Here is a 10,844-nt window from a genome sequence, read left to right as displayed (position 1 = left end):
AGGGACGTGTTGAGGGCCGTGTCGAGGGACGTGTTGAGGGCCGTGTCGAGACCCTCGTCCAGCAGCTGACACTCAAGTTCGGCCCGCTTCCCGAGACGCTGCTCGCCACTGTGCGTAACGCCTCCGCTGACCAGCTCCAGACCTGGACCGTCCGTGTCCTGACCGCTGACACCCTCGACCAGCTCTTCGGCTAGCCGGTAGGCGCATCTGGAGCATCGAGGAGGCTTCATGCGTGATGCATGAATCGTGGTAGCGTGGACCTATGAGCGAGTCCGCCGACGGGGGCATCATCCAGGTGCGCGATGTCGATCCGACGACGCTCGCGGTCCTCCGCGAGCGTGCCAGATCGCTCGGCCAGTCACTGTCCGGGTACCTGCGGGACCTGATGGATGCCGACGCGGCCACGGAGACCAACGCCGAGGTTATCGCTCGCATCGCGCGAGACAGGGAACCGGTGGAGCTCACCATGGATGACATCCTCGCGGCGCGCGACGAGGGACGGCGTTGACCCTCACGTACGTGGTTGACTGCTCGCTCGTCATTGATGTGCTGTCCGTCCGCGATGGCGACGAGGTGCTCCGGCAGCGCCTGTCCGCCCCGCGCGCGCTGCACGCCCCGCACCATCTCGACGTCGAGGTCGCGTCAACAGTCCGCGGGCTTGCCGCCGGGAAGAAGATCACTGGCCATCGCGGCGAGCAGATGCTGGCTGACTACGCGCGCCTGCGGATCACCCGTCATCCGGTCTGGCCCTACCACCCCCGGATGTGGGAACTGCGGCACAACCTCGGTGCCTACGACGCTGCCTACATCGCGCTGGCCGAAGCACTCGGCTGCGACCTGCTCACCGGCGACGCCAAGCTCAGGAACGCTGCCGGACACCGCGCGACAGTCATCGTCACCCGGTAGCGGAACCGGGCTCGCTTCCCAGCGTACGGCCCGCTGGTGTCGACGGCCTTCATCGCCGGGTTCGCTCCAGCGTGGCACGTACCAGGTCAGCGGTCAGCATCGGCATGTCCGTATCAGTGACGGCGATCACACCGTCACTCTCGTCTACCAACGTCATTGATGTCGGTGTCGGAGCGATCTCCAGTCGCCCATCCCGTTCCGCGATCTCCAGCGTCTGACCCGCGGTGAGCCCGAGAGCGTCACGTAGCGCCTTGGGGATGACGACGCGCCCGGCGGCGTCAATGACCGTCCGCATGCCAAAAATTTACCATCGGCTGCCCTGAATGGCTTTCCAGCGAGGGCTGAGCCAGGAAGAATCCGACGCTGCCAGCGGCGGCGAAGACGCTCATCATTGACTCGCGTCCACTCGAGCAAGCTCTCATCGAGCGGTTCGAGTTCAAGCTTTCTCTCGGACGGTAGCTGGGCTGTGGCACACTGATTACGCTCATGCGCGACTACCGGGCCGCAGGGCCGGGCGGCGCTGCGCGGTCAGCGGCGGCTGCCGTGTGCGTTGGGGTCGTTCGGCGGGATCGACGCGGGGTCGACGTTCAGTTTCCTGCCGTCCCAGTGGAACACCACGTCGGTGGTTCCACCGCTTGGGCAGCACGCCTTGTCCGCTGGTTCGTACAGGTCGTAGCGCAGGACGACGGTCGTCTGCGTCGCGGACACGAAGTGGATGCCGGCGCTCGGTTCACTGAAGTCCTTACCGATCATGTCGGTGCCGACGAAGAAGAATCCGGACTGGCGGGGCGTGCCGGATGCGCTGTTGGGCGTGCTGGGCGTGCCGGGCGTGCCGCCGCCTTGACCGATCAGGACATTAAGATTCCGGCCCACGGCGAAGCCGGTGTGGTCGATCACGGTGAAACCCTGCGCGTTGACGATGTTTGAGGCCTCAGCGAGGGTGAGAGGCGCATGGGTCGGCGGCTGGGTGGTCGTCCGCGGCGGGGTGACGGGCGGTGGCACGGTGGCGGTCCGGCCGGCCGGCGGCGTTGGGCCTCGGAAGGTGGTTGTGACCCCGCCGACGGCTGCTGGTGTCTGCCCGGCCACCGTCGCTTCGCCCCCGTTGCCAGCGGGGGAGTTCTGCCCGCGTAAGGCCAGGGCTGTGGCGATCCCACCGATGAGTGCCAGCGCCAGGATGGTCGCCAGAACAACGGTGAAGGTGCCGCGCCGACGGGGTCGTGAGGGCTTCGGCGGTGGCTCCCGGTACGGCTCCTCGGATTGCTGGTGCGGTCCTGGTTGCCGGTGCGGCATGGCGCGCGGCGGGCCGTCGCCAGCGCGGGTGCGGTAGGTGGGCGAACGGAACGTGTCCGCCTGTTCCTCGGCAGGAGCCTGGGAAGGTGCCTGTGGCGGGGTGGGCGGCAGCGACCACCACTGCGCCAGCGCGGTGTGTGCCGCTCGGACCGTCTCATCGGGGTCGGTCGCGTCGCGGCCGAGGAGAGCCGCGACGAGCGCCGCCGCGGTCGGGCGCCGTGCCGGCTCCTTGTCCAAGGTCCAGGCCAGCACCGCGCGTAGCGCCGGTGGCACGCCGGTCAGGTCTGGCTCAGCAGTCATGATCTGGATGGCGATCGCCTCGGGCCGCTCGCCCCGGAACGGCTGGCGGCCGGTAGCGGCGAACGCCACGCAGGCGCCCCAGGCGAAGACATCGGTCGGCGGCCCGGCCCGCTCACCCCGGAGTTGTTCGGGTGCCATCCACACCAGGGTGCCGACGAGCACGCCGGTACGGGTGTGGCTGGTTGAATCGGCTGACCGCGCGATCCCGAAGTCGATGACCTTCGGGCCTTCCCAGGTGACCAGAATGTTGGACGGCTTGAGATCGCGGTGGATCACTCCGGCCGTGTGGATCGCGACCAGGGCGTCGGCGAGCCCGACCGCCAGCCCGTCGAGCAGGCGTCCGGTGAAGGGGCCGCGCAGGGCCACTGCCTCGGTCAGGCTGCGGCCCTCGACATATTCGGTGGCCATCCACGGGCGCGGGCCGGCGGTGTCGGCGTCGATCACCGCGGCGACCGACATGCCGCGCACCCGGGCGGCCGCGGTCACCTCGGTGCGGAACCGGTCGCGGAACTCAGGGCTGTCGGCGAGCCCCGGCGACGGCACCTTGACCGCGACCGGTTTGTTGTCATCGGCGAACCCGAGATAGACGGTGCCCATGCCGCCGGCGCCGATCCGGCTCTGTAGACGGTACGGCCCGATCTGACGTGGGTCGTTGTCCGTCAGTGGCTGGAGCACGCGTTTTCCCCCTCGTTGACGTTTGCCTGCCGGCCCGATCGGCAGCCGACGTCCCCAATTGTCCCTGATGGCCGTCACCGCGTGGTTGCGCCGTCCTGTCGACGTCGGCTATTCGACAACCTGCGGCGAAGGGGAAAAATTTTATCTTGATTTCAACTAGAAGGAATAGTATCTTTGCGATCAAGCTGGTTCTACCGAAGGTTTCTCTGTCTCGCTGAGATGTCGGACCGGTCGACGCGAGATATGCGCGAGGAGGATGGGATGCCGAGCATGCCTGCCGCGGTCACCGCGCGGAATCGGATCTCCCCGGTCGCCAGGAGCCGGGCTGCCGCACACTCCACGGTCGCGCCGGGCCGTGTGCTGGAGGTGCTGGGCCGCCATGTCCTCATGGATGGCTTCGGCATCGTTTTTGATCTTGAACGTAGCCGTGGCAGCTGGCTCGTGGATGCCCGTGACGGCCAGCGCTATCTGGATCTTTACAGCTTCTTCGCCTCGGCGCCGCTGGGGATCAATCCACCCCAGCTGACCGGCGACCCCGTTTTCCTCGCCGAACTGACCGCCGCGGCGGTCAACAAACCGGCCAACCCCGACATCGCCACCGCCGCCTACGCGGGGTTCGTCGAGACGTTCGCCCGGGTTCTCGGTGACCCGGAACTGCCCCACCTGTTCTTCGTCGAGGGTGGGGCGCTCGCCGTCGAGAACGCGCTGAAGTGCGCGTTCGACTGGAAAAGCCGTCGCAATGCCCAGGCTGGACGGTCACCGTCACTCGGGACGCGGGTGCTGCACCTACGCCACGCCTTTCACGGCCGCAGCGGCTACACACTGTCGGTCACCAACACCGACTCGGTGAAGACCGATCGCTTTCCGGTGTTCGACTGGCCCCGGATCGACACCCCGGTGGTCACCTACCCGCTGGAGGGCACCCGGCTCGCCGACCTCGCCGCGGCCGAGGCGGGCGCGCTCGCCCAGGCCGAGGCCGCGTTCGCTCGCCATCCTCACGATATCGCCTGTTTTCTGGCCGAACCGATCCAGGGCGAGGGCGGCGACAATCACCTGCGAGCGGAGTTCCTCGCCGCGATGGAACGGCTGTGCCATGTCCATGAGGCGCTTTTCGTCCTTGACGAGGTCCAGACCGGGGTGGGAGCCACCGGTGCGGCCTGGGCGCACCAGCAACTGGGCCTGCGTCCCGATGTCGTCGCGTTCGGTAAGAAGGTGCAGCTCGGCGGGGTGATGGCGGGCCGGCGGGTGGATGAGGTGCCCGACAACGTCTTCCGGGTCACCGGAAGGATCAACTCGACCTGGGGCGGCGGGCTGGTCGACATGGTCCGCTCCCGTCGGATGCTTGAGATCATGGAGGCGGACGGGCTGTTCGCCCGTGCCGGCACACTCGGCCGCGATCTGCTGGCTGGCCTGTGGGAGCTTGCCCGCGGCTACCCGTCGTTGGTGACCAACCCGCGCGGGCGCGGCCTGCTGTGCGCGATCGACCTGCCCTCGCCAGAGATCCGCAACGAGGTGGTGCGCCGGCTGCGTACCGAGGAACATGTTCTCGTCCTGCCCGCGGGGCCGCGCGCACTGCGGTTCCGGCCCGCGTTGACCGTCTCCGCCACCGAGCTCTCCCGCGGGGTGGCGGCGCTCGAGCGGGTGCTGGCCCGTACCCCGGCTACTGACGTCCCGGCTACCTGCTGAGAGCGTGATGATGACATCGGTGAGCTATGGAGTCGTGCTGGCCGGTCGGGCAGCCAGCCATGACCATGCGGGCCGGGCGGTGCGCCGTTCGACGAACCCCGCCCGTCTGGACGAGGTGGTCGCCGAGATCGTGCTTGCCAGCCCCGCCGACCTGCTGGCCGCCTGCCGTGCCGCGCGAGCGGCTCAGCCGGGCTGGGCGGATGTACCCGCGCCCGTCCGCGGGAGCGTGATCGCGAACCTCGGGCGGCTCGTCGAGGACAATGCGGCCGCGCTCGCCCGGCTGGTCACCCGTGAGGTCGGCAAGCCGCTGGCCGAGGCGTGCGGTGAGGTACAGGAGATCATCGATACCTGCCGCTTCTTTCTCGGCGAGGGGCGCCGTCTGTACGGCGAGACCGTGCCCTCGGAGCTGCCCGACAAGCAGTTGTTCACTTTCCGGGAGCCGGTTGGTGTGCTGACGGTGATAACCGCGGGCAACTTTCCGGTGGCGGTTCCGTCGTGGTACATCGTTCCGGCATTGCTGTGCGGCAACACCGTCGTCTGGAAGCCCGCCGTCTACGCGGCCGCATGCGCGCAGGCGTTCACCGAGCTGATCCGCCGTGCCGGGGTACCGGCCGGTGTGCTCGAAGTCGTCCCGGCGGAGGGGGTGGAGACGTTCACCGGCCTGGAGCGGGCGCTGGCCGCGGGCCTTGTCGACAAGGTCGGCTTCACCGGCTCGACCGAGGTCGGCCGGATGATCGGCGAACTGTGCGGCCGGCACCTACAAACCCCCTGCCTGGAACTTGGCGGGAAGAACCCGATGGTCGTCGCACCCGACGCGGATCTGGACGCCGCCGTCGCCGGCGCGGTGTTTGCTGGTTTCGGCACGGCCGGGCAGCGGTGCACCTCACTCGGTACGGTGATCGTGCATGCTTCGCTGCACGACGAGTTCGTCCGCCGGTTCGTGGCCGCGGTCGAGGCCGCGGCCATTGGTGATCCCTTCGCGGACGTCCTGTACGGGCCGTTGCTCGATCTGCGGTTCGCCGACGGTTTCGAGCGCACCCTCGGGTGCATCCGTGACCATCACCGGGTCGCGGGTTCCTCGGCGGTCGGGCGGATCGACGCGGCCCGCCCGCGGGACGGGTTCGTCGGTGCCGCCGAGACCGGTCTGTACTATCACCCGGTGATCATTGACGGGGTGCGGCCCGGTGACGAGGTGTTCGATGAGGAGACCTTCGGCCCGATCGTCGGCGTCACCGCCTACCGGCACCTCGACGAGGCCATAGAACTGGCCAACGCACCTGGTTACGGTTTGTCGTCGTCGATCTACACCAATAACCCGGCGACTGTTTTCCGGTTCCGTCGCGGTGTCAGCGCCGGCATGGTCAGCGTCAACAACTCGACGTCCGGGGCTGAGGCGCATCTGCCGTTCGGCGGTAACGGCCGGTCCGGCAACGGTTCCCGCCAGTCCGGACGCTGGGTGCTCGACCAGGTCACCCGGTGGCAGGCAGTCAACTGGGACTACTCCGGCCACCTGCAGAAGGCCCAGCTGGAAACCGGCGTCCCCGCCGCCGACCTCACCTACCGCCTCCCCAGCGGTTAGAGCGTGTGAGATCGGGCTTTCGATCAGTGAGTCGCGCCCAGGCGCACCCTGGCAAGGCGGAAGGCCGAAGCGAGACCGGATGAGTTGTCTCGGTGTGGCCGACAAGGCAGCCAGGGGGCGCCTGGACGCGGCGAGCCGGAATGACGATCTTAGTGGTTGCCGCCGGAAGTTCGTCCAGGGTCTGCCGGCGGCGACCACTTAGCGCGCCCGGCAACAGGGAGCGTGGATCAAGGAGCGGGGCTGGGGCGCGTGCCTCGCGCGGCGATGGCTGGGGAGCGATGACGTGAGGCACGTGTCCGCGTGTCCGCGTGTCCGCGTGTCCGCGTGGTGATGAGCGGTGATGAGCGGTTCGTAGGTACGCCGTGTTCGCGGGAAGGATCGGTTGCTGGTATGGGGATCAGGCTGATGAGCGGTCCGCCCGCCTCACCGGCGTCCCTGTGGTCGTTGAGGCTGGTACCACTGTGCCGCGTGCGGAGGCCCTGGGTATGCGCCGCTAGAGTTCAGGGAGGGACAGGGTAAGAAAGGGGACCGATGGCTAGCGATTCTTTTGTCCATCTGCATGTTCACACCGAGTACTCGATGTTGGACGGTGCGGCCAAGGTCAATTCCCTGTGTGCTGAGGCCGCTCGTCTCGGGATGCCCGCGGTCGGTATGACCGATCATGGTAACATGTTCGGCTCCTACGAATTCCAGCAAGCCGCGAAGAAATCCGGTGTCAAACCGATCATCGGTATCGAAGCCTATATCGCGCCTGAATCACGTTTCCACAAGAAGCCTATCTTCTGGGGCGAGGGTGGCCAGCGGAACGCTGATCCCGACGGTGAGGGCGGCGACGTCTCCGGTGGTGGCTCCTACACCCATATGACTATGCTCGCCGCTGGCGCGACCGGCTTGCGGAACCTTTTTCGCCTGTCCAGCCTGGCGAGTCTCGACGGCTACTACCGCAAACCCCGGATGGATCGCGAGCTGATTTCCGAGCATGCCGCCGGAATCATCGCGACAACGGGCTGTCCCTCCGGTGAGGTCCAGACCCGGCTGCGGCTCGGCCAGTTCGACAAGGCGCTGGAAGCCGCCGCGACCTTCCAGGACATATTCGGCGCGGAGAACTACTTTCTCGAGCTGATGGACCACGGCCTGGCCATCGAACGCAGCGTGCGCGATGGTCTCCTGCGAATCGCCCGGGAGCTGGACCTTCGACCGCTCGCGACCAATGACAGCCACTATGTCACCAAGGACCAGGCGGACTCGCACAGCGCACTGCTGTGCGTCGGCACCGGCAAGACACTCGATGACCCGAAGCGGTTCAAGTTCGACGGCGACGGCTACTACCTGAAGAGCCCGGACGAGATGCGGGAACTGTGGGACGGTCAGGTCGCCGGCGCCTGTGACAGTTCTTTGTTGATCGCCGAGCGGGTCGAGCCGTACGACGAGGTGTTCACATTCGTCGACCGAATGCCACGCTTCCCCGTCCCCGCCGGTGAGGACCAGTTGTCCTGGCTGTACAAAGAGGTGGCCCGAGGGGTGGAACACCGGTTCGGCGCCGACCCCTCGCAAGAGGTCCGCGAGCGGATCGACTATGAACTTCGGATGATCGACCAGATGGGTTTCCCCGCCTACTTCCTGGTCGTCGCGGACATCTGCCGTGAGGCACGCGAGAAGGGCATCCGGGTGGGGCCGGGACGCGGCTCGGCCACCGGCTCAATGGTCGCCTACGTCCTCGGGATCACCGAGCTCGACCCGATCGAGCACAAACTGATCTTCGAGCGCTTCCTGAACCCCGAACGGGTCACCCCGCCTGACGTCGACCTGGACTTCGACGAACGCCGTCGCGGCGACATGATCCGTTACGTGACGGAGAAGTACGGTGAGGAGAAGGTCTGCCAGATCCTCACTTTCGGCACCATCAAGGCGAAGGCCGCGATCAAGGACTCCTGTCGTGTCCTGGGCTTCCCCTACGCTCTCGGTGACCGCATCACCAAGGCGATGCCGCCGGATGTGTTCGGCAAGGGCATCCCCCTGTCCGGCATCACCGACCCCCAGCACGAGCGATACAGCGAAGCGGCGGAGGTCCGCGGCCTCTACGAAACCGACCAGGAGGTCCGAAAGGTCATCGACACGGCCCGCGGGCTCGAAGGGCTCACCCGCGGAACCGGTGTGCACGCGGCCGGTGTCATTCTCTGCTCCGAACCGCTGCTGAATGTTCTACCGATTCACCGGCGTGACGCGGACGGCGCCATCATCACGGGCTTCCCATTCCCGCAGTGCGAGGACATGGGCCTGCTGAAAATGGACTTCCTGGGCCTGCGGAACCTCACCGTCATCGACGACGCCATCCGTAACATCCGGCAGAACCGTGGGATCGATCTTGATCTCCAGAAACTTCCGCTGGCCGATGTCCCCACTTTCGAGCTGCTGGCCCGTGGTGACACGCTTGGGGTGTTCCAGCTCGACGGTGGTCCCATGCGCAGCCTGCTGCGCCTGATGGCGCCGACCAAGTTCGAGGACATCGCGGCGGTGCTGGCGCTGTACCGGCCGGGGCCCATGGCGGCAAACTCGCACATCGAGTACGCGGACCGCAAGAACGGCCGCAAGCCCATCACGCCCATCCATCCGGAACTACGGGACGTGCTCGAAGGAATCCTCGGTGAGACCTACCATCTCGTCGTCTACCAGGAGCATGTGCTCGCCATCGCCCGTGAGCTCGCCGGTTACAGCCTCGGTAAGGCGGACCTGCTGCGCCGCGCCATGGGGAAGAAGAAGAAGGAGATCCTGGACGCCAGCTATGCCGAGTTCATGACGGGTATGGACGAAAAGGGTTACTCGTCGGCGGCCGCGCAGGCGGTCTGGGACGTTCTGCTCCCGTTCTCCGGTTACGGATTCAACAAGTCGCACACCGCCGGCTACGGTGTCGTGTCGTTCTGGACCGCTTATCTGAAGGCGAACTACCCAGCCGAGTTCATGGCCGCCCTGCTCACCTCGGTCGGGGACGACAAGGACAAGATGGCAGTGTATCTGGCGGAATGCCGCAAGATGGGGATCCGCGTGTTGCCGCCGGACGTCAACGAGTCGTCCCTGTATTTCACACCAGTCGGTGCCGACGTTCGCTTCGGGCTGGGCGCCATTCGCAACGTCGGGGCGCCGGTTGTCGACTCGATCAGAGCCACCCGGCAGAAGAAGGGGGCGTTCACCTCGTTCCCGGACTTCCTCGACAAGGTTGAGATCGGTGTCTGCAACAAACGTACCGTCGATTCCCTCATCAAGGCGGGCAGCTTTGATTCGCTCGGCCACACCCGCCGGGCGCTGGCCCGCGTCCATGAGGCCGCCATTGACGCCGTCGTCGGCCCTAAACGGGCTGAGGCGTTCGGCCAGTACGGTCTGTTCGGCGATGCTGACGGGAACGAGAGCGAACCGGTCAAAATCGGCCTCGATCTTGATCTCGACGTCGCGGAGTGGCCACGCCCGGAACTTCTCGCGCAGGAACGCGAGATGCTCGGCCTCTACGTTTCCAGCCATCCGCTGGAAGGCGCTGAGAAGATATTGGAACGTAATCGGGACACGTCGATCGTCGATTTGCTCGAAAGTGGCCGAAGCGAGGGTGCGGTCCGTATCGCGGGTGTGATCGCGAAGGTCGACCGGCGGGTCAACAAGACCAGCGGCAGTCTCTGGGCCATCCTTACCGTCGAGGATCTCGACGCCGCCGTGGAGGTCCTGTTCTTCCCGAAGAGCTATGAGATTCACGGTTCGCAGCTGGTGCCTGACGCTGTTGTCTCGGTCCGGGGCAGGCTCAACGAGCGCGACGGCGCCATCAGCATCTTCGGACAGGATCTCACGACGCTCGATGTCTCGAGCCTCAACGCGGACGCGGAACCGCCTGTCGTCCTCATGCTGCCCACCCACAAGGTGACCCCGGACCTCGTCAGCAACCTCAAACGCATCCTGGCCACGCATCCCGGCAGGACTCCCGTGCACCTGCGGCTGCAGGGCCCGCGCCGGACCTCTCTGCTCAGGCTCGGGCCCGAGGTCGACACGACCGGAGCCTTCTGGGGGGACATCAAGAGCCTCCTCGGTACGAAGGCCATCGCGTCGTGACCGCGAGCTGAGCCGTGACCGCGAGCTGACGAGACGACCCGCGCGCAGGCGTGTCCGCCGTTGTTCTGGCCTGGTCCTGGCACGCGGCCGGGCTTTCGCCCGGCTGGTCGTTGTCCCAACTATCAACTATCAACAACTGTCGACCGACAGTGACACGGCCAAGGCACGCCTGTGCCGCGCTGGTCGGCGCTGGGACACAGCGTATGCCCAGCAGATGGCCAACTTGGTTGTGTATACGCCATCTGTGATCGTGCATGAATATTCTCACCCACAGCCGCCTTATTGTCCCGAACGTCGGCTCGATATGTTTCGTAGCCAG

General features: G+C 66.5%; 7 protein-coding genes and 1 pseudogene. 6 read left to right on the top strand and 2 right to left on the bottom strand.

Going from position 1 to position 10,844, the window contains the following annotated elements; genetic code table 11:
• The 3 genes and pseudogenes from MJ777_RS12310 to MJ777_RS12300 form a co-directional block, all read left to right on the top strand.
• Positions 1–194: pseudogene (locus MJ777_RS12310) on the top strand (DUF4351 domain-containing protein); the annotation flags it as partial.
• Positions 195–262: 68 nt separating this feature from the next.
• A complete protein-coding gene (locus MJ777_RS12305) occupies positions 263–508 on the top strand; it encodes a hypothetical protein (protein ID WP_045878334.1) in 246 nt (81 codons plus the stop codon).
• On the top strand, positions 505–906 hold the full coding sequence (locus tag MJ777_RS12300; protein ID WP_239346974.1) for a type II toxin-antitoxin system VapC family toxin: 402 nt from the start codon (positions 505–507) through the stop codon (positions 904–906). Before MJ777_RS12305 ends, MJ777_RS12300 begins: the two co-directional genes overlap by 4 nt.
• A 49-nt stretch (positions 907–955) precedes the next feature.
• Here MJ777_RS12300 and MJ777_RS12295 read toward each other — a convergent pair whose 3' ends face one another.
• A complete protein-coding gene (locus MJ777_RS12295; protein ID WP_239310021.1) occupies positions 956–1,201 on the bottom strand; it encodes an AbrB/MazE/SpoVT family DNA-binding domain-containing protein in 246 nt (81 codons plus the stop codon).
• Between the two features lie 233 nt (positions 1,202–1,434).
• Positions 1,435–3,171 carry a protein kinase gene (locus tag MJ777_RS12290; protein WP_239376203.1) on the bottom strand — a complete coding sequence of 579 codons (1,737 nt, stop codon included), beginning with the start codon at positions 3,169–3,171 and terminating at the stop codon, positions 1,435–1,437.
• A 270-nt stretch (positions 3,172–3,441) separates the two neighbouring features.
• Between MJ777_RS12290 and lat the strand changes: the two genes are divergently transcribed.
• The 3 genes from lat (at position 3,442) to dnaE (ending at position 10,525) form a co-directional block, all read left to right on the top strand.
• Positions 3,442–4,857 (top strand): L-lysine 6-transaminase, encoded by a 1,416-nt coding sequence (gene lat, locus MJ777_RS12285; RefSeq protein ID WP_370651583.1) that lies wholly within the window; start codon positions 3,442–3,444, stop codon positions 4,855–4,857.
• A 10-nt stretch (positions 4,858–4,867) separates the two neighbouring features.
• Positions 4,868–6,436, top strand: a complete 1,569-nt coding sequence (locus MJ777_RS12280; RefSeq protein WP_239376209.1) for an aldehyde dehydrogenase family protein — start codon at positions 4,868–4,870, stop codon at positions 6,434–6,436.
• A 531-nt stretch (positions 6,437–6,967) separates the two neighbouring features.
• Complete coding sequence (gene dnaE / locus MJ777_RS12275) at positions 6,968–10,525, top strand: DNA polymerase III subunit alpha (RefSeq protein WP_239376194.1); 3,558 nt, start codon at positions 6,968–6,970, stop codon at positions 10,523–10,525.
• Positions 10,526–10,844: the final 319 nt, after the last annotated feature.

The sequence above is a fragment of the Protofrankia sp. Cj5 genome (genome assembly GCF_917627405.1).
Classification (GTDB): Bacteria; Actinomycetota; Actinomycetes; order Frankiales; family Frankiaceae; genus Protofrankia.
The sequence above is the reverse complement of the archived record's forward strand: the minus strand, read 5'-3'. Positions and strand labels throughout refer to the sequence as shown.